The sequence below is a fragment of the Pseudomonas sp. WT-JTC genome, from assembly GCF_056711565.1.
On sequence record NZ_CM160042.1, the window covers coordinates 4,712,329 to 4,730,994 of the forward strand.

The 18,666-nt window shown below is 61.0% G+C and carries 14 protein-coding genes; 3 read left to right on the forward strand and 11 right to left on the reverse strand.

What is annotated here, in order from left to right:
- Positions 1–380 precede the first annotated feature (380 nt).
- Positions 381–635: a DUF1652 domain-containing protein gene (locus AC06G5_RS21310; protein WP_413422526.1), complete on the reverse strand. Its 255-nt coding sequence runs from the start codon at positions 633–635 to the stop codon at positions 381–383.
- A gap of 276 nt (positions 636–911) precedes the next feature.
- On the opposite strand from AC06G5_RS21310, the gene AC06G5_RS21315 reads away from it, so the two are divergent.
- Positions 912–2,402 carry an aldehyde dehydrogenase family protein gene (locus AC06G5_RS21315; protein WP_413422524.1) on the forward strand — a complete coding sequence of 497 codons (1,491 nt, stop codon included), beginning with the start codon at positions 912–914 and terminating at the stop codon, positions 2,400–2,402.
- Positions 2,403–2,448: 46 nt separating this feature from the next.
- Here the strand turns inward: AC06G5_RS21315 and AC06G5_RS21320 are convergent, their stop codons facing one another.
- From AC06G5_RS21320 to AC06G5_RS21355, 8 genes are all read right to left on the reverse strand, one after another.
- Complete coding sequence (locus tag AC06G5_RS21320; RefSeq protein WP_413422522.1) at positions 2,449–3,447, reverse strand: acyltransferase family protein; 999 nt, start codon at positions 3,445–3,447, stop codon at positions 2,449–2,451.
- A 94-nt stretch (positions 3,448–3,541) separates the two neighbouring features.
- Positions 3,542–4,837, reverse strand: coding sequence for a flavin-dependent monooxygenase QhpG (gene qhpG / locus AC06G5_RS21325; protein ID WP_480458277.1), 1,296 nt, complete (start codon positions 4,835–4,837; stop codon positions 3,542–3,544).
- Positions 4,834–5,511: a subtilisin-like serine protease QhpE gene (gene qhpE, locus AC06G5_RS21330; RefSeq protein WP_413422518.1), complete on the reverse strand. Its 678-nt coding sequence runs from the start codon at positions 5,509–5,511 to the stop codon at positions 4,834–4,836. Before qhpE ends, qhpG begins: the two co-directional genes overlap by 4 nt.
- A complete protein-coding gene (locus tag AC06G5_RS21335) occupies positions 5,501–7,219 on the reverse strand; it encodes an ABC transporter ATP-binding protein (protein WP_480458278.1) in 1,719 nt (572 codons plus the stop codon). Before AC06G5_RS21335 ends, qhpE begins: the two co-directional genes overlap by 11 nt.
- Positions 7,219–9,123 carry a sigma-54-dependent Fis family transcriptional regulator gene (locus tag AC06G5_RS21340; protein ID WP_413422514.1) on the reverse strand — a complete coding sequence of 635 codons (1,905 nt, stop codon included), beginning with the start codon at positions 9,121–9,123 and terminating at the stop codon, positions 7,219–7,221. Before AC06G5_RS21340 ends, AC06G5_RS21335 begins: the two co-directional genes overlap by 1 nt.
- A gap of 243 nt (positions 9,124–9,366) precedes the next feature.
- A complete protein-coding gene (locus AC06G5_RS21345; protein ID WP_413422512.1) occupies positions 9,367–10,392 on the reverse strand; it encodes a histone deacetylase family protein in 1,026 nt (341 codons plus the stop codon).
- Positions 10,393–10,543: 151 nt separating this feature from the next.
- Positions 10,544–11,773: a Zn-dependent hydrolase gene (locus tag AC06G5_RS21350; protein WP_413422510.1), complete on the reverse strand. Its 1,230-nt coding sequence runs from the start codon at positions 11,771–11,773 to the stop codon at positions 10,544–10,546.
- Between the two features lie 23 nt (positions 11,774–11,796).
- Positions 11,797–13,107 (reverse strand): MFS transporter, encoded by a 1,311-nt coding sequence (locus AC06G5_RS21355; protein WP_322615306.1) that lies wholly within the window; start codon positions 13,105–13,107, stop codon positions 11,797–11,799.
- A 490-nt stretch (positions 13,108–13,597) separates the two neighbouring features.
- On the opposite strand from AC06G5_RS21355, the gene phaR reads away from it, so the two are divergent.
- Positions 13,598–14,131 carry a polyhydroxyalkanoate synthesis repressor PhaR gene (phaR, locus tag AC06G5_RS21360; RefSeq protein WP_223531605.1) on the forward strand — a complete coding sequence of 178 codons (534 nt, stop codon included), beginning with the start codon at positions 13,598–13,600 and terminating at the stop codon, positions 14,129–14,131.
- A 34-nt stretch (positions 14,132–14,165) separates the two neighbouring features.
- Here the strand turns inward: phaR and phaP are convergent, their stop codons facing one another.
- Entirely contained in the window at positions 14,166–14,729 is a 564-nt protein-coding gene (gene phaP / locus AC06G5_RS21365) for a TIGR01841 family phasin (RefSeq protein ID WP_413704327.1), read from the reverse strand.
- 253 nt (positions 14,730–14,982) lie between these two features.
- Between phaP and AC06G5_RS21370 the strand changes: the two genes are divergently transcribed.
- The gene (locus AC06G5_RS21370; RefSeq protein WP_413422505.1) at positions 14,983–17,421 is read left to right on the forward strand and encodes a DUF3141 domain-containing protein; all 2,439 of its coding nucleotides are present in this window, start codon (positions 14,983–14,985) and stop codon (positions 17,419–17,421) included.
- A gap of 14 nt (positions 17,422–17,435) precedes the next feature.
- Here the strand turns inward: AC06G5_RS21370 and AC06G5_RS21375 are convergent, their stop codons facing one another.
- A complete protein-coding gene (locus AC06G5_RS21375) occupies positions 17,436–18,551 on the reverse strand; it encodes an AraC family transcriptional regulator (protein WP_413422503.1) in 1,116 nt (371 codons plus the stop codon).
- Positions 18,552–18,666 lie beyond the last annotated feature (115 nt).

An 18,666-nucleotide genomic window follows, 5' to 3' on the forward strand; every position in this document is an offset into this window, starting at 1 on the left:
GAACCTCGCACGGTGCGTTCTTATTGTTGTGGCTTATCGTTTTTATGGTTTCTGCCGTCGGCTTTGATTCGCCGACGGAGGCAAGAGAAACGTCTGAGATGTGCAATACACAGAGCGTGCCAGCTTGCTGATAAGCTTTTTTATCAATCACTTGCGTTGATTTGACCGCATTGGGCCATGCCTGGACGCGATGAACGGCGTCTAGTTTCGCGACAGCTGTTGCAGTCTGAGACAGCATAGTTGCCCGGCCAGAATCGGCTCGGCGCCCGCCGATTGACGGGGCTTGTCCAGCCAGCAGGGAAAGGATGCAGGGCGAATGCCGGGGAGGATTTTTCAAAAGCGGGCGCCGCACCACGTGCGTGGTGCGGCCTGACCCCGGTTCAACTGTAAAACGTCGGGTGCACGCCTTTGTGCGCGTTGATTTCCTGTTGCATCTGCACCACCAGCGTTGCAATCGCGTGGGGCGTGTCCAGCTCCCACAGCGGAACGCGGGTCGCCACCAGGTCCACTTTGCCGGTCATGCAATCGCACACGCGAATGGTCAGGGACTGATCCGGCGCCACGCTGCAGGTGCATATCGATGGCAGGAAACTGTGTTCAATGATGTTTTGGATTTCCAGGGTTGAAAGGATCATCGCTGTCTCCCTCACGCCAGAGGTACTGCCGGGAAAATGCTCCGTCATTTCACCCGCCTAACCAGAAAATTCTAATCCTCGCCAGGGGTGCTCTCAAGATCGCGAACCGGTTGCTCGTCGTCTCACCGGGTGTCGCGAATTGCGACAAATACCCCACACGCCCGCCTTCACCGGCAGCCGAAAAAACCCGCCCGGCAACGGCCGACCGGCGCTTTGGAGGACTTGGCACAGCCATTGCGAAAGCCCGGTTCTCACGAACAACAAGAGGCCTCGCCAATGTCGCTCCCAAACGTGCTTCCCGCCACTTCGGCGTTCATCCAACGCGCTCCGCGCATGCTGATCGGCGGTGACTGGGTCGAGGCCACCGACGGCCAGACCATGCCCCTGCACAACCCGGCCACCGGTGAGGTGCTGTGCGTGGTGCCACGGGCAACGCCAGAAGATGTCGACCGCGCGGTACTCGCCGCCCGCCAGGCGTTCGACGATTCGGCCTGGACCCGCACCCGTCCCCGGGAGCGGCAGAACCTGCTGTGGAAACTCGCCGACCTGATGCAGCGCGACGCCGAACTGCTGGCGCAACTTGAATGCCTGAACAACGGCAAAAGCGCGGCGGTGGCCCAGGTGATGGACGTGCAACTGGCCATCGACTTCCTGCGCTACATGGCCGGTTGGGCGACCAAGATCGAAGGTTCCACGGTTGACGTATCGGCACCGCTGATGCCCAACGACCAGTTCCACAGCTTCATCCGTCGCGAAGCGGTGGGCGTGGTCGGCGCCATCGTCGCCTGGAACTTCCCGCTGTTGCTGGCCTGCTGGAAACTCGGTCCGGCCCTGGCCACCGGTTGTACCGTGGTGCTCAAACCCGCCGACGAAACCCCGCTGACCGCGCTGAAACTCGCCGAACTGGTGTTGGAAGCCGGGTATCCCGAAGGCGTGTTCAACGTGGTCACCGGCACCGGCATCACCGCAGGTTCCGCCCTGACCCACAACCCGCTGGTGGACAAGCTGACCTTCACCGGCTCCACCGCCGTGGGCAAGCAGATCGGCAAGATCGCCATGGACTCCATGACCCGGGTCACCCTGGAACTGGGCGGCAAATCGCCGACCATCGTCATGGCCGACGCCGACCTGAAAACCGCCGCGGCCGGGGCTGCCAGCGCGATTTTCTTCAATCAGGGCCAGGTCTGCTGCGCGGGCTCGCGGCTGTATGTACAGCGCAAGCATTTCGACAATGTGGTGGCGGACATCAGCGATATCGCCAACGCCATGAAACTCGGCAACGGCCTGGATCCTAGCGTCGAAATGGGGCCGTTGATCTCGGCACGACAACAGGAGCGCGTCTATGGGTACATCGAAAAGGGCCGGGACAGCGGCGCGACCATCGCCTGCGGCGGTGAGCAGTTCGGCCCGGGGTTCTTCGTCAAGCCGACGGTGATTGTCGACGTCGATCAGAAGCACTCTCTGGTGCAGGAAGAAATCTTCGGTCCGGTGCTGGTGGCCATCCCGTTCGACGACGAAGCCGATGCCCTGCGCATGGCCAACGACAGCCCCTACGGTCTGGGGGCGAGCATCTGGTCCAATGACCTGGCAGCGGTGCACCGGATGATTCCGCGCATCAAGTCAGGCTCGGTGTGGGTCAACTGCCACAGCGCCCTGGACCCGGCGCTGCCGTTCGGCGGCTACAAAATGTCCGGGGTCGGGCGTGAGATGGGGTATGCGGCGATCGAGCATTACACTGAGTTGAAGTCAGTGTTGATCAAGCTGTGATTTGCGCCGTTCTTTAGGCCGCCTTCGCGGGCGGCAATTCCAGCCACTACGCCGCTGTTTCGCGGTCCAGTGGGTGACCCACCCGATTTTTTGCGCCGGTCCGGAGCGCGTGACGAAGCTTCAGGGCCGGCCGTTCGACGCAATAGTACGAAACGCCGCTGAGCAGCAACGACAAGGCCAGCACTGTTGCAACAATGATCTCATCGTAGGCAACCGACCAGATAGCGTGCAGGAAGTACATCACCACATAGTGATTCAGGAACACGCCGTAGCTGATATTGCCGAGGAACTCGTCAATCCGGTGAAACTTGAGCTTTGTCAGCAGGTACACGGCGGGCACGCCCAGCGCTATGCCGGCGGTCACTTCGGCATTGAACGGTCGGCGCTCTATCCATCCCGCCATGATGGCCGCGAACATCAGAGCCGCAGCCACGGCGGTGCCGGCAGCGATCGCCAGATCCTTCGGCTGCGCTTTGTACAGGTAGCTGCCGCACAGGAACATGAACAGCACACCCGGCAATAGACGGTAGCCATACAGGTCGGTGTTGATGAACCCCAGGCACGCGGCCATGAAGACGACGACGGATAGAGCAAACGCAACGCCCCGCGCCCTGTAGATGATCAGGAAAGGGATCACCAGGTAAAAGCACATTTCAAGCCCCAAAGACCAGGCCGGCGGCAAGATCCACGATCCCGCCGCTCCGAACATGTAGAAGCCGAGTGGCACAATAGTCAGGCTTGCGGCGATGTTGCGCAGCGTCAGCTCGGCGGCTTGAGGCGTGCCGGGCAGCAGGAAATAGATCACCGCACAGGAAACTGCGAAGTAGAGCAGGAATTGAGGATAGAGCCGCAGGGCGCGGTCCAGGTAGAACAGGCCGACTTTCTCCGGCGCCGTGTAGTTGCGCTCGATCAGCGAGGTCATCACGAAACCGCTGATGATCAGGAAGGAAATCACGGCGATCACGCCGGGGTTTAGCCCCATGAACGTCTTGCCCATATGAGAAACGGCCACCAGAACGGCCAATAGCAGACGATAGACTCCCACTTACACCCCAAAAAACCTTGTCGTTATGGCGCGTAAATTACGATGCTTTGCGCTGGGAGAACAGGCTTTTTCGCCGGATCCAGACGTTCTTCATTCAGGGTTTGAAACCCTGCCCCAGTAACCAGCTGCGAACCATACGCCCCTGCTCCACCGTCAAACCGGCCAACGCCTGCTCCGCCGGCTCGCTACGCAATCGCCGCACCAACGGCGCCACCTCAACCCCCTGTACATGCCAGATGCCCAACGGCTGATCCGCCGTGATCACCACCTCGGCCTCGTCGACCAGACCATCACGCAACACCGGCGCCCGTTCGATCCTCAGCGTGTTGAAATCCGCCTCGGCATGGGCCACCTCGGCATCCGGCCAGCGCCGTCGTGCCTGCCAGAATGGCTGGTCCGGCCAGCGCTGCTCATCGGCATAGAAATCCCGGCCGATCCGCGCAAAACGCAAAAACAACTGTTCCACCCGCTGTTGGTGGAAACGCTGGGCCAGGGCTGCTCGTTCGGGCTTGCAGAGCAGTGTGTTGATCACCACTGGCGCCTGCAATGCCGAAGACAGGGATTGAAAGATGCCATTGCCCGACAGCGGGTCGACGGCCATCGCCGCATCGCCGACCCGAATCCAGTTTTCGCCACACACCTGCGGGCTCAGAATCGCCGTGCTGCTGCGGGCGTTCAGTTGCAGATCAGATTCCGCCAGGCCTGCAAAAAATGCGGCGGCCAGTGTCGAACCCTGGCGCCGCTGTCGGCAGTAGTCGAGCAACTGCGTCTTGCCCGGCAATCCGGCACTGGCCACGTCCACCGTCCATTGCCAGTAACACTGGCCGTCGGCGCGCCGCGCCATCCACGCCCAGCCGTCCTCGAGGCTTTCCACGGCGCTGGCGGTGCTGCCCGGCAAACCCTGCCAGCGATTGAGCAAGCTGACCGTCTCAGGTCCGCGCAAGCCTTTGCCGGTAGCCGGAGCCTGACGTCCGCGGGCTTCGACGAGAAACGCTGCAAGCAACGGTTCGCGGCCGTCGATTTCGATTCGATGGCCATTGGCCGATGACTGAACCGCCAGCACCCGGCCTTCGATCAGCTCAACCCCCGCCAGGCGCAGATCCTCGCGCAGGCCCCGGTCAAAAACCGGACGGTCGAGCAGGTATTCGACGTTCTGCGCATGCTGCTGGCCATTCCACGAGACCTGGCGTTGTGACGGCAACGCCGCATCCGCCAATGCGTGCTGCAGGCCAGCGCTGCGCAAGGCTTCCAGCACCCGTACGGACACGCCTTCGAGTGCCGCAAACCGGCGCCACTCACTGATCAGCGTGACGCCATGGCCCAGCCGTCGCAACCCCAGCGCGACAGCGGCGCCCGCCGGCCCGGCACCCAGAACGACGATGTCGGTCATGGCCCGAATCGCCGTTCAGGGCCACGGTAACGGGCATGTTCGCGCAACCACTCGATGACTTGCTCATTGCTGGCGCCGGGCTGTTCGGCGAGGAACCCGGCAATGTGCCCGCTCAACGCGGCGCAACCGAGGCTCGCCCCGGATTGCCCCGGATAGGTGCCCTGCACACACGCGGCGAAATCCGCCTGGGCGCTGTTGAGCCACGACCATTCCTGCTCGGCGCACCGCGCATCGCCGGTCACCCGCAATACTTGTGGATAGTTGGCCGGAAACACCCCTTCGCCCTGGGCCGGACTCGACGCACACAGCAGCACACCCCGTGCCACCGCCGTTGCGCAAGCCGCGCGTAACAGGCTGCGATCCTGACGCAAGCCAAGGCTCAAATTGATCAGTCGCACGTCCTGCGTCAGCAACCAGTCAATGGCCGTGGCGATCTGCAAGGCGCTGGTAACTCCCCGCTGGTCGAACACCTGGGCCACGCAAAACAGTGCCGAGGGTGCACGCCGGCCGATGGCCTCGATCACCGCACTGCCATGCCCTAGCGGATCGTCGCGCAAGTCGCCTTCGGCCAGGCCACCTTCAAGCAATGAAAAGCGCCGACCGGCGACCACTTGCAGCCGTTGTGCCGCCGAATGGCCGCTGTCCACCACACCAATGCGCAACTCAGGTTTCATGCAGCACCGTTTTCGAGGTCAGCACGCCGTCGAGCAACTCGAAACGCAGATCGGCATCGGCCAGCGTTGAAGGACGATGGCTGATGAGGATGCGCGTGCGTCCGGCAAACAAGCGGTCGATGGCGTCGATGACTTCGCGCTCGGTGGCTTCGTCCACTGCGGATGTAGCTTCATCGAGTACCAGAATCAAAGGGTCCTGCAACAGCGCCCGGGCAATCGCGATACGCTGCTTCTGCCCACCGGACAACTGCTGCCCCCGCTCGCCCAGCGGACTGTCGAGACCTTCGGGCAAGGACTCGATCAGGCTGTCGAGTTGCGCCAGCCGTGCCACTTCGGCAATCGCCTCGCGGCTGGCGTCCGGCACCGCATAGGCCAGGTTGTCGGCGAGGCTGCCGCGAAACAGCACGATGTCCTGGCTGACCACCGCAATGCGCCGCCGCAGCTGGAACAGATCCAGTTCGCGCACATCGACGTCGCCCAGCAGCACCCGGCCCGATTGTGGATCGTGATGACGCTGCAGCAGGTCGATCAGGGTCGATTTTCCAACGCCCGAGCCGCCGCTGAGGGCGACTTTCAAACCGTAGGGAATCCGCGCTTCGATGCCGCGCAGGGTCGATTGGCGACCGGGATGGGCGAAGTGCACGCTGTCGAACCAGAGATCGCCGCCAGTGGGCATCGGGCGTGGCTTGGCGGGCGTCAACACGGTCGGTTGTTCGCCACGCAATTCCATGACCCGGCCGAGGCTGACGGTCATCCGCTGAATCGCGACATAGAGCCCGAGCAGGCTCTGTACCGGCCCCACGGCCATGCCCAGGTAGGTGGAAAACGCAATCAGGGCACCGAGCTGCCAGGTGCCCTGCACCACCCAATATCCGCCGATCAGGAATGCGCAGGCCCGGGACAGCGAGGTCAGCGTGCCGGGCACGGCCTGGGTGAAAAACTCGGTGACCTGCAGGCGCAGCAACTGGCTCATGTAGCCCTGCCCCAGCGACTCGAGACGCCGCGCTTCGCGCTGTTGCTGGCCGGCGGACTGGATGAACTTCATGACTGGCAACGTCTCGACCATGAACGACGACATGTCCGCCGAACGCTCGCGCAACTGCCGTACATCGCGCTCGACCTTGCGTCGCATCCAGCGCAGCCAGAGGACATCGAGGGGAATCAGCACCAGGGCCAGCAACGAGAGCTTCCAGGACAACGTCAACAGCATCGCAATGGCAACCACCAGGCCGATCACGCTCGACACCGCCGAGAACAGCGAGTCCACGGCGAACCGCTGGATTTCCGCGACGTCGCCATCAAGGCGCGACATCAGGTCACCAATGCGCCGCTGGCCGTAAAAGCTCGGCGACAGCGTTTGCAAATGCCGATACAGGTCATCGCGCAGGGCAAACAGCATGCGCCCGGAGAGGCGCGTGTGCAGGTAGCGGTTGATGCCCGAAAGCGCCGTGCCCAGCAACCCGGCGACGATCATCAACCCGGCGATCATGACCAGCATCGGGAAGTTGCGCGCCAGCAGGCCGTCGTCGATCAACAGTTTGGTCAGCCAGGGTTGCACCAGCACCAGCAGCGAGGCGCACACCGACAAACCCAGCAGCCCGGCAATCGCCAGGCGATGGGGCCGCACAAAACTGTACAGCCAGCGCAGCGACGCTTGCAGCGCCTCGGGGTTCTGGTTGTCGATCAGCCGAACGATCAGGCGCAGCATCACGAGCGCAACTGTTTGAGCTTGCGATACAGGGTCGCGCGGCTGATGCCCAAGGCGTCGGCGGCGGCCGAGACATTGCCCTGATGGGTGTCCAGGGACTGGCGAATCAGCTCCAGTTCGTTTTCGCGGATGCTGCCGGCCTGGGGCCGTTCGCTGGCGGTCAATTCGTCGAGCATGCTGTCGGGCAAGTGATCGAGGGTCAGCACGGTTTCACCCGGTTCGCGCATGGCCAGTGCGGTGCGCAGGACCATCTCCAGTTGGCGGATGTTGCCCGGCCAGTGATAACCGCCGAGCAAGCGATTCAGATCGTCGTGCAGGACAACGGTGGGTGCACCCAGTGTCGTCAGCATGCGACTGATCAGTGCGCCGAAATCTTCGCGTTCGCGCAGGGCCGGGAGCATCACGCTGATGCCGTTGACCCGGTAGAACAGGTCCTCGCGAAAGTGTTTTTCTTCCACCAGGCGCTTCAGGTCGCGATGGGTGGCGCAGATCAGCGCGACGTCGATGTCCTGCTCTTCGCCAGCGCCCAGGGGCGCGACCTTGCGATCCTGCAACACCCGCAATAGCCGGGCCTGCAAGGCCAATGGCATGTCGCCGATTTCATCGAGGAACAAGGTGCCGCCGTGAGCCTGTTGCAGGCGGCCGACCATGCCGCCCCGGCGTGAACCGGTGAACGCGCCTTCGCGATAGCCGAACAGTTCGGACTCGATCAGGCCTTCGGGAATCGCCGCGCAGTTCACCGCCACGAAAGGTTTTTCGCTACGGCTTCCGGCCATGTGCAGGGCGCGGGCGATCACCTCTTTACCGGTGCCGGTTTCGCCCAGCAACAGGACCGGCAGTTCATTGGCCAGGCCTTGACGGGCCATGCGCAAGGCGCGGGCGTAGCGGGTATTGCTGCCAGCCAGCGCTTCCAGATCCGGTTGCGCCTTGGCCGGTTTCGCAACAGTGCGCGGCGGGCTGCCGACATTGATCGAGCGTTGCGGCGCACGCAGGGTTTTGTAGAAGAATTCGCCCTTGGCGGTTTGCAGGCTGCCGGTCCCGCCCTGATGCAGGCGCGCCAACAACTGCAGGCCATCGACTCCGAGAAACTCCTCGCAGCGCCGGCCGACCAGGGCCGAACGCTCGGCGTGGAGCAACTGGCAGGCCTGGGCACTGACCGCGAGGATCTGCCCGCCGAGGCTCACGGCCAGCAAGCCTTGCCACGGGGATTCCAGATATTGCCGGCGGCTGTGGAAGGCCAGGACTATTTCGTCCGGATAGCTGGCATTGAACACCCGGCTTTCGATCTGGCTGACCGCCATCGCCAGCAGCGCGGTGCTGTCGTGGGCGCGGCCGAGCGGGCCTTCGCGGGTCAGGTCGAGGACGCCAAGAATGTCGCCCTGGGGGCAATGGATCGGCACCGAAGTGCAGGAAAAATCACTGAGGCGGTCCAGGTAGTGTTCGCCACAATCGATCAGGGTCGGCCGGGCTTCAACCAGTGCCGTGCCGAGGGCGTTGGTGCCGCGTACGGCTTCGCTCCAGCAGGCGCCGAGGGTGATGTCCTGCAGGCCGCTGCCCTTGAGGCGGTCGGCGCGGCCTTCGACGGCGAGGATGGTGGCATCGGAGTTGGCCAGGATGATCAGCCCTTCCTTGCCCTGACGCTCGGCCAGGTAATCGATCGACGGCAAGGCGGCGTCGATCAGCAAGCGGTTGCTGGCCAGCAGCACGTCGAGGCTGGCGCTCGATTCCAGCGCCAGCTCATGCTTGGCATTGAAATGCACGCCATGGCTGAGGCTGCGTCGCCACGAGGCATCGATTTCGGCACGCAGGACGCCATCCGGCACTTCGCCTTCCAGGTGCAGCTTTTCCCGGGCCAGCCGGGCTTCGCGATGCAGTTTGGGGGAGTTTGTTTTTATTAGCGTCATCAAGCGCTCCGGGTCATCCGCCCTGCGCCTTCATACGTCGGCGCCCTGCCGCAATCTTTACGTTAACGTAAGGGCTATGGCAAGTGCCTTACGGCGCTTGTGTTCCGTCAGGTGGACCGGGTTATCGTTCTTCGCGAGCAAGCCCGCTCCCACAGGTTTCGCGTTGTCCACAAATCTGCGGTTCTACTCGGACACTGTGGGAGCGGGCTTGCTCGCGAAGGCGTCATCCCGGACACCAGATAATCAGAGCTGCCACACCTCAGGGCTCACAAAAAACGCCTTGGCATTATCCTCCAGACTCTCCAGGTGATAGCCACCCTCCTGCACGATCAGGCACGGCAACCCGAGGCTGCGAATCCGCTCGCCGAGTACGGTAAACCCTTCGCGGGTCACCGCCACTTTGCTTTGCGGGTCCAGTTCGAAAATATCGAAGCCCAGGGACAGCACCAGCACCTCGGCACCGAAGTCCGTCACCGCCCTCAGTGCCAGATCCAGGTGCTCCAGGAAATCCGCCTCGCTGGCGCCATGGGCCATCGGCAGGTTGAGGTTGAAACCCTCTCCTGCGCCGATACCGCGTTCTTCGGCAAAGCCTGCGACACCCGGATAGAAGTTGGTCGGATCGCCGTGCACCGAAACGTACAGCACGTCATCCCGGTCGTAGAAGATCTCCTGAATCCCTTGCCCGTGGTGCATGTCGGTATCCAGCACCGCCACCCGGGAAAAACCGGCGCGCAACACCTGGGCCGCCACCGCCGCGTTGTTCACATAACAGAAACCACCCGCCGCTTCGGCCCGGGCGTGGTGACCCGGTGGACGGCACAAGGCATAGGCTGCCGGCTCACCATTGAGCAACGCCTGGGCGCCGGCGATGGCGCTTTGCGCCGACCAGTAGGCCGAACGCCAGGTTTGCTGGCCCACCGGGCAACTGCCGTCGGCGAGATAGCGCGCAGCCTGGGCGAGAATCCCGCGCAGGGCATTGGGCTCGCGGACAAAGATGTTCGACATCACCTCGTCGCCCCAATCCTCGGGAATCTCTTTCCAGCGCTGATGGGCTTCCTGCAGGAACGCCAGGTACGGTGCGCCATGCACCGCCAGCAGCGGAGCGAGACCGGCATCGGCCGGTTGTTCAACGGTAAAACCCAACGCACGGGACGCCTGCACCAGGCGCTGCACACGCTCCGGCACCTCCTGCGGCGTACGCATCTGGCCACGGGAGTAGTAGCTGCGTGGATGGTGGAGCAATTGTTCGGGATGGAAAAAACTGCGCATGGAGTGAATACCTGTCAGTTAACTTGGATCTTGAACCCGGCCGCGTCCTACTGTGGGAGCGGGCTTGCTCGCGAAGAGGGAGTGTCAGTTGACATCAATGTTGTTTGACACGACGCCTTCGCGAGCAAGCCCGCTCCCACATTGGCTGCGTTTATTCAGTTTTTACCGCGCGGGCCAGCACGGCATTGAGCAGCACATCGGTGCCCTGGCGCACATCTTCGGGCAACACGTCTTCGGCTTCGTTGTGGCTCAGGCCGCCCACGCACGGGATGAACACCATGGCTGTCGGGCAGAACCGCGCCAGGTGGATCGCGTCATGCCCGGCACCGCTGACGATCGACTGCTGAGCGTAGCCCAACGCATCCACGGCCTGTTGCACCGCCGCCACGCAATCAGCGTCGAACGGCGTCGCCGGGCTGATCCAGTGCGGGGTGATCGTCAGGTGCAAACCGCGATCGTCGGCTATTGCCTGAAGCCGCGCACGGACGTGTTGCTCCATCGCCTCGATGGTTTCATCACGGTGATGACGCAGGTCGACGGTGAAGTTCACAAGACCCGGAATGGTGTTGCGCGACGATTTGTTGATGCTCAATTCACCGACCGTGGTCAGGCCTTCAGGGGCGAAGTCCGACGCCAGGCCTTCGATGGCCTGGATCATCTGTGCCACACCGTACAAGGCATCCTTGCGCAGCGGCATCGGCGTGGTGCCGGCGTGGGCCGCCATGCCTTCGACCCGCACGTCGAGCCAGCGAATCGCCTGACCGCCGCTGACCACGCCGATGCTCTTGGCGTTGTCTTCAAGGATCGGCCCTTGCTCGATGTGCGCTTCAAAATACGCATCCACCGCACCGCCCAGCGGGCGCTCGCCGGCATAGCCGGTACGTTGCAGCGCCTCGGCGACGCTGATGCCATCGATGTCGCGCACCGCCAGCGCAGCGTCCAGATCCATGATGCCGGTGAACACCGCCGAGCCGAACATGGCCGGGGTGAAGCGTGCGCCTTCTTCGTTGGTCCATACCGCCACTTCCAGCGGCTTGCGGGTCTGGATGCCCAGATCGTTCAGGCAACGCACCACTTCCAGGCCGGCGAGCACGCCGTACACGCCATCGAACCGCCCGCCTTCGGGCTGGGTGTCGAGGTGGCTGCCCATCATCACCGGTGCAGCATCAGGATCAGTGCCGGCGCGGCGGGCGAACAGGTTGCCAATGGCATCCACGCTCAGGGTCATGCCGGCTTCGCGGCACCAGTGGGCAAAGAGTTCGCGACCGGCCTTGTCCTCGTCGCTCAGGGCCAGGCGGCAGCTGCCGCCACGGGCGGTGGCACCGATTTCGGCCATCGCCATCAGACTCGCCCAGAGGCGTTCGCCATTAATCTTCAACATGAGTTTCTCCAGGAAAATCAGGATCAAGCGCGGGCCAGTTCGACGCGTTCAGCGCTGGCATGGCGACGGGCAAGGGACAGGACACACAGCAGCGAAGTCGCGGCGATCAGGCTGTAGAACACCGCCATCGGCCACCACTGGCCGGCGAACCTGTGCGCCAGCAGGGTGCCGATCAACGGCGTCAGGCCACCGGCTACCGCGCCGCAAATCTGGTACGCCAGGGAAATCGCCGTGTAGCGCACGCGGGTCTCGAACATGCCACTGACATAGCCGGCGATCACTGCATAGAACGACGCCATGCACACCACCGCCAAAGCAATGCCAAGGATGATCAGCGGCGCCTGGGCCGAACTGACCAGCACGAACATCGGGTACGGTGACGCCATGGCCAGCAACGACACCAGGCACAGGAAGCGGGTCGCGCCGATCTTCTCGGCGACCCAGGCCGCCAGCGGCTGAATGCAGAACTGAATGATCGCGACAAAGAACAGGCACTCCAGAATCAGGGAGCGTGGAAGTTCGAGCTGCTGGGTGGTGTAGGCGATCATGAAGGTGTTGGTGAAATACACCCCGGCGATCCCCAGCGTGTTGGCGCCGATGCACAACAGCAGCGGACGCCACGCGGTACGCAGCACCTCCATGACCGGCGCCTGCTCCTTGCGCTGGCTTTTGCTGGCCTGCTCGCGGCTGGCCAGAAACTCTGGCGACTCATTGACCCCCAGGCGAATCGCCAGGCCCACCAGCAGCAACAGCGAACTGGCGAGGAACGGCAAGCGCCAGCCCCAGCTCATCAGGTCTTCTTCCGGCAGACGGGTGACCGCACTGAAGGCCAGCAGCGACAGGATCAAACCCGCCGGGCTGCCCAATTGCGCAAACGAAGCGAAGAAATTGCGCCGACCTTTCGGTGCATGCTCGCCGGCCATCAACACCGCCCCGCCCCACTCGCCACCCACGGCGATGCCCTGGACGATGCGCAGCAGAATCAGCAGCACCGGGGCAGTGGCACCGATTTGCGCGTAGGTCGGCAGCAAGCCGATGCACACCGTGACCACGCCCATCATCAACAAGGTGATGATCAACGACTTCTTGCGGCCGATGCGGTCACCAATATGGCCGAAGACAATCCCGCCCAACGGCCGCGCAAAGAAACCCACGGCGAACGTACCGAACGCGGCCATGGTGCTGAATAGTTTGTCGTCGGAGGGGAAGAACAGCGCACCGAACACCAGCGCGGCGGCGGTGGCGTAAATGTAAAAGTCGTACCACTCGATCATCGTGCCAATAAAGGCAGCGGCTGCCGCACGGCGCGGCTGGGACGAAGCGGGAGGCTTCATGGGGGGACTCCTTTGGTTATTTTTCTGGCAGGAGAGAAACGGCAAATCCGCGGCGCTCTGGCGGCGCTGGTCTGGGGATGATTTTTCGTTCCCGGACCATGATTAGTCAATTTTCTATTTATTATTCGAAGTATTACGGCATCTTATAATTGAGGGCAGCAGCAACAGCCGAACGCGACGTGCCGTAGGCGTTCAGCAGAAAAAAACCAATTCACCAGAAATTGAAATGAGCTGTCGCCACCTAAACTGCAAATCGTCCGGGTTTACAGCGGAAGGCCTCTATACCAGCGAGATGGCACGGGCCGAGGCTAACGACTTTTCTATTCGATAAGACCGCATGAGCCACAGTCGTCCAAGCGATCAATTGGAAGGCATGGAAATTGGTTGGGCGCGGTTACCCGCAGTTGGCTGCGAAACAGAGGCATTGGAGTGGCAGTGATCAGAGTAGGATAAGATGCCTGCAATTCAGGCTCGCTGTGAGTAGCCCCGCATGACAGATAACAGTCGGAACACCACCCGTCTGATCAAGAAGTACCCGAATCGCCGTCTGTATGACACGCACACCAGCAGTCATTTGACCCTTGCGGATATACGCCAATTGGTCGTCGATAGAATCCCGTTCGAGGTGGTCGACGCCAAGACTGGCGAGGATCTGACCCGAAGTATTTTGCTGCAGGTCATTCTGGAAGCCGAAAGTGGCGGTGAGCCGATATTCTCCAGTGAGATGCTCATGGGGATTATCCAGTTCTACGGTCCCTACCAGAGTGTCCTCGGCAGCTACCTGGATAAAAGCATCCAGACGGTCATCGACATCCAGTCTCAGACCGGCGCTCAGTCCTCTGAAGCCTGGAGCGCATTCATGCACCAGCAAGCACCGGTCATGCAGGATTTGATGCGCCAGTATGTCGACCAGTCAAAAGCCCTCTACATGAACACTCAGAACCTCTTCGGCCTGTTCGGCGCCATGCCGGCAGGCAAGCCGGGGGCCGGGGGCGGGCCAAAAAAAAATGACGATGGGGAATAAACCCATCGCCATCATGTAACCGTTCCAATCCGATTTATTTGCTATCGCTTGTAGCCTTGGCACCATGAGCGGTTTTGCCGGCTGCGGCGGTCGCTGCGCCAAAACCGCTCTGGGCAACGTCAGCAGCCTGTTTTACGGCTTTCTGTGCACTTTCAAAAACGGTACTGGCATTCGCCAGCGATGACTTGAATCCGGCCACAACAGACTCGGAGCCAGCCGGTGCATTCTTGCTGATCTCTTCAACGAACTCTTGCACCTGCTTGGTGCCCGCCTCGACCTGACGCGTGGTAAGTTGGGCAATTTCCGATTGGGTGCCAACAATCAGCGCGTGTACTTGACGATTGAACTCAGCCAGGCGTTCGGCTTGCACATTAGGCTGGGTGAAAGAAGCCTGGAGCTCAGCGAACCCTTGTGGATCACGCACCGCCAGCAGTTTGCGAAAACCGTCGAACTGCTCCTCGGTGGAGGCCTGCAGGGTCTTGAACTGCAATTGGCTGAGCTGTTCAACACTGGAGAAGATTTTGCCGCTGATTTGCTGCAGGAGGTCTAGGTTGGCTTTCTGAGCGTCTTGCAATTTTTCCAAGTTGAAAAAAGACATACTTGAATCTCCTGATTCTGAAAGGCCGACGTGGGCCTGAGGACGCGATAGCGATCCTGCCGGTCATCGCGCTAGCCTTGATATTGCAGTGCACAAATTCGTTTGGCAATGTTTTTTTGTGCGGCGCACAAAAATCTTTTACCTCCCTCCGCCATTCGCTATAGACTCCTGAAAGGCAAACGGCCGGCCAAGCACCTCTTTGATGATGAGATGCAGGCGAGCTGCTTCTCATGCATAAAACCAGGAGATCACCATGGGCCAGGAAGATATTATTGCATCGCAATATGACAGACTTTCCTCTCAACGCGGCCTGTTCGAACACCTGAGCCATCTGCAGCGCCTCAATACGCTGAACTTCCTTTTTGCTTTTCGCCAGCGCCAGGAAAAAACCCTCGCGCCTCTGAAGCGGGGTCAACTCAGACAACCTACGCCCGCTGAATGGCAGGAATATGTCACGGACCTCGGCCAACGCTGCCTGCTGTTTTGGGACACCCTGCGCCAGCGCGGCGACAATACGCTGGCCCATGAACGCGCCGGGTATCCGCTGCTGCTCAAGTTCGATCATGAAACCCTGATCGCAGGCCCCGAGCTCCCACACCCGGTCAACTATTCACTGCTGCGAATCCTCCCCGGACCAGAGCAAGAAATCGACAGCAACGCCCAGCCGGTGGTCATCATTGACCCACGCGGCGGCCACGGCTCGGGAATCGGCGGTTTCAAACAGGATTCGGTATTGGGTGAAAGCCTCAGAGCCGGCCACCCCACCTATTTCATCTCTTTCAGTCACTCACCACAGCCTGGGCAAACCCTGGCCCATATCGCCGAAGCCCAGGCCCGGTTCATCGAAGTCGTCGGCGCCCGTCACCCGGCCAACAGCAAGCCGATCATCATTGGTAACTGCCAAGCCGGCTGGGCCTTGATGGGACTGGCGGCAACACGACCGGAACTGCCGGGATTGATCATTATCAATGGTGCCCCCCTGTCATACTGGGCCGGTGCCAATGGACGCAATCCGATGCGCTATACCGGTGGCCTGCTGGGTGGCGGCTGGCTGGCTCGCCTGGGCAGCGACTTGGGCAATGGCCGTTTTGACGGTAGCTGGCTGGTCAGCAACTTCGAAAACCTGGACCCGGCCAACACCTATTGGGGCAAGTACTACCAGTTGTTCAGCCAGGTCGACAGCGAGGCCGCGCGCTTCCTCGACTTCGAACGCTGGTGGGGCAGCCCGACTCTGCTCAATGGCGAAGAGATCGAGATGATTGTCGATGATCTTTTCATCGGCAACCAATTGTCCGGCGGGCTCGACCGCAAGAGCAGCGGTATTGACCTGAAACGGATCGAAGTACCGGTGGTGGTGTTCTGCTCCTACGGCGACAACATCACCCCTCCCCAGCAAGCATTGAACTGGATCGCCGATGTCTATCCCAGCGATCTCGCTTTGCATGAGGCAGGACGTACCATCGTCTACCTTCGGCACGCCAGCATCGGCCATTTAGGCATTTTTGTCTCCGCCAAGGTGGCGCGGCGTGAACACCGGGGGTTGCTCGGCGCGGTCGAAGCCATCAGTGCGCTGCCGGCTGGGCTGTATGAAATGCTGATTGACGATCTGCCGGCCTCTCCAGGCAGCAATGACGTGCAATACCGAGTGCAATTCGAATCAAGGCGAATCGCCGATATCCATGATGACATCGAGCCGGCCCGTGATGACGATCGCGAATTCTCTCTGGTAGAGCGCATCTCTGAAATCAACAGCGCGTTTTACGACGGGTTCATACGTCCGTGGCTGCGTCCGATGGTCAACGAGCCCATTGCCGAATTGATGCGCAGGACGCACCCCTTCCATCAGCAGCAATTGCTATGGAGCAGCCTGAATCCGGCGCTGTGGTGGTTAGCCGCAAGCCTATCCAGAATCAGCAGTGATCGTCGTCCCGCACGCAAAGACAACCCGTTGCTGGCCTGGCAGGAACTGTTCTCCAACCAGATGCAAGACACCCTGAATGCGTACCGCGATGCGCGTGATGCCACTCAGGAGCTGTGTTTTTACGGGATTTATGGCGCACTGAATGCCCTCACCGGCAACAAGCCTGCGCGAAATCTCCAGGCACATGCCGACCGGCAGGACCAGGCCCTGATCGAACGCCTGCAGGATTCGCTACCCCATGGTGGCCCCCTGGAAGCGTTGGTGAGGATTCTGTTTTTGCTGGGCCGCGACAACGACAAGGCGTGCAAGGAGAGCATCGAAAAACTGATCCAGCAGGTGCATCGGCTGGTCCAGGACTACAGTGATGAGCCTACAGCCCTGCGCGAAGCCATCCGCTTGCAGAACCTGCTGGTTTTTGCCCACCCGCAAGAAAGCTTGCGCACCCTGCCCTTGTTGCTATCAGAGGCAAAGGAACGCCAACAGGTCCTGACAGCCGTTGGACAAATGATGCCTGAACTGTTAGCGACAACTGGAACAAAAGGCGAATTCTGGCGTGAGCTCCACGCGCTGCTCGAAGTCCCCCTGCCGGGCTTCAGCTTGACCCAACCGTCCAGTGAAACAGTTGTCATCCCGCAGGACACCCCTGCGCAGCCATCTCCGCTTGCAGCAACGCTGCCGCCGCAGATCACACCGACGCCCGCTCCCGCCATCGTAGTTAAAGCCCCGAAGCGCAAAGCGAGCAGAAAGACAAAAGGCCCCAAACCTCAATAAACCTTCACAAGGGATTAGCGGTGTATCCGTTCGGCGAAGCCTGTGACCTTATGATCTCTGTACAGACCGACGGGGTTCATGGGTCGAACCGGCGCGACTTCTTCGACCACAGGCGACAACTCGTCGGTTCGATACTGACCGGGGGTCATACCGAACCAACGGATGCATGCCTTATGGAAGCTGCTGTGATCATGGAAGCCGAGCAGGCAAGTCACATGTTTCATGTTGAAATGAGAATGGCGCAAATAGAAGTCAGCCATCTGCCGGCGCACATCGTTCAGGACGTCCTTGAATTGCGTGCCATCCTTCTCAAGGCCTCGTTGAAGCGTTCGCTTGCTGATGTTCAGTGCCGCCGCAATCGATTCCATATCACACGGCCCTTGGCCTTGCCCCAGGCTCAAGCGCTCGGTAATCAGCGAGCGAATCCTGCCAATGATAGAGCAACCGGACAACAGGTCCAATTGAGCCACGGCAAAACTGTCATGGAGTGTGGCCAACGCCTCGTTGGCCATGCTCAAAGGACTCAGAAGCTCCTGGCCATCAAACAGGATGCTGTCATACGCCGCCCCGAAACTCAGCGGACAGCCAAAAAGCCGCTGATGCTCCGACGTGTCTTCGGGTTCGGGATAAGTGAACTCCACACTCAAAGGTTGCGGTGACTTGCCACCGGCCAGCCAATGGCAGAAACCCAGCAGCGAAGCCAAGGCTGCATCCGTATATTGCCGGGGTTTGACCGAGCCAGGTTGCTGATGATCGAGGCTGGCCAGTCGGTAATGCTGCTGCTCCTGGACAAGGAAAAGGCTGAATCCGGTACCGATCAACGGGCTGAAACGAACCAGACGTTCAAGCGCCCTTTTCAGGTTCGAACTGGACATCATCGTGTAGCCCACGATCTGAAAACTGCTGGGATGGAATTCCCCGTAGGCTTTCAAACCGATATTCGGGTCATCCGAAGCCTGAGCAGCCAGATCCCAAAGACGATAGATAATACTTCGATCGCAGAATGCTCCCGGTTTATTCACGAACTCGACATCCAGTCCAGCCTCCTGGCACAGACCGGCAAGGTCCAGTCTTTGGGCCAAAAACGTATTCGCCAGCATGCTGGCATAACCTGAACTCATTCTATACATGGCGTCCTCATTGACCTGTGGAACCGAACGTCCTGTCCGGAGCCGATACTGACATGCGTTGAACATATTTCAATAATGTTTCAAGAATATTAACTATCCATTCAGTTCTAAGAAT

What these genes read in the sequence shown, in the direction of transcription:
- AC06G5_RS21310 (WP_413422526.1), bottom strand. Translation starts at nt 635, where the DNA reads ATGATCCTTTCAACCCTGGAAATCCAAAACATCATTGAACACAGTTTC.
- AC06G5_RS21315 (WP_413422524.1), top strand. Translation starts at nt 912, where the DNA reads ATGTCGCTCCCAAACGTGCTTCCCGCCACTTCGGCGTTCATCCAACGC.
- qhpG (WP_480458277.1), bottom strand. Translation starts at nt 4,837, where the DNA reads ATGACCGACATCGTCGTTCTGGGTGCCGGGCCGGCGGGCGCCGCTGTC.
- qhpE (WP_413422518.1), bottom strand. Translation starts at nt 5,511, where the DNA reads ATGAAACCTGAGTTGCGCATTGGTGTGGTGGACAGCGGCCATTCGGCG.
- AC06G5_RS21335 (WP_480458278.1), bottom strand. Translation starts at nt 7,219, where the DNA reads ATGCTGCGCCTGATCGTTCGGCTGATCGACAACCAGAACCCCGAGGCG.
- AC06G5_RS21340 (WP_413422514.1), bottom strand. Translation starts at nt 9,123, where the DNA reads ATGACGCTAATAAAAACAAACTCCCCCAAACTGCATCGCGAAGCCCGG.
- AC06G5_RS21345 (WP_413422512.1), bottom strand. Translation starts at nt 10,392, where the DNA reads ATGCGCAGTTTTTTCCATCCCGAACAATTGCTCCACCATCCACGCAGC.
- AC06G5_RS21350 (WP_413422510.1), bottom strand. Translation starts at nt 11,773, where the DNA reads ATGTTGAAGATTAATGGCGAACGCCTCTGGGCGAGTCTGATGGCGATG.
- AC06G5_RS21355 (WP_322615306.1), bottom strand. Translation starts at nt 13,107, where the DNA reads ATGAAGCCTCCCGCTTCGTCCCAGCCGCGCCGTGCGGCAGCCGCTGCC.
- phaR (WP_223531605.1), top strand. Translation starts at nt 13,598, where the DNA reads ATGACAGATAACAGTCGGAACACCACCCGTCTGATCAAGAAGTACCCG.
- phaP (WP_413704327.1), bottom strand. Translation starts at nt 14,729, where the DNA reads ATGTCTTTTTTCAACTTGGAAAAATTGCAAGACGCTCAGAAAGCCAAC.
- AC06G5_RS21370 (WP_413422505.1), top strand. Translation starts at nt 14,983, where the DNA reads ATGGGCCAGGAAGATATTATTGCATCGCAATATGACAGACTTTCCTCT.
- AC06G5_RS21375 (WP_413422503.1), bottom strand. Translation starts at nt 18,551, where the DNA reads ATGTATAGAATGAGTTCAGGTTATGCCAGCATGCTGGCGAATACGTTT.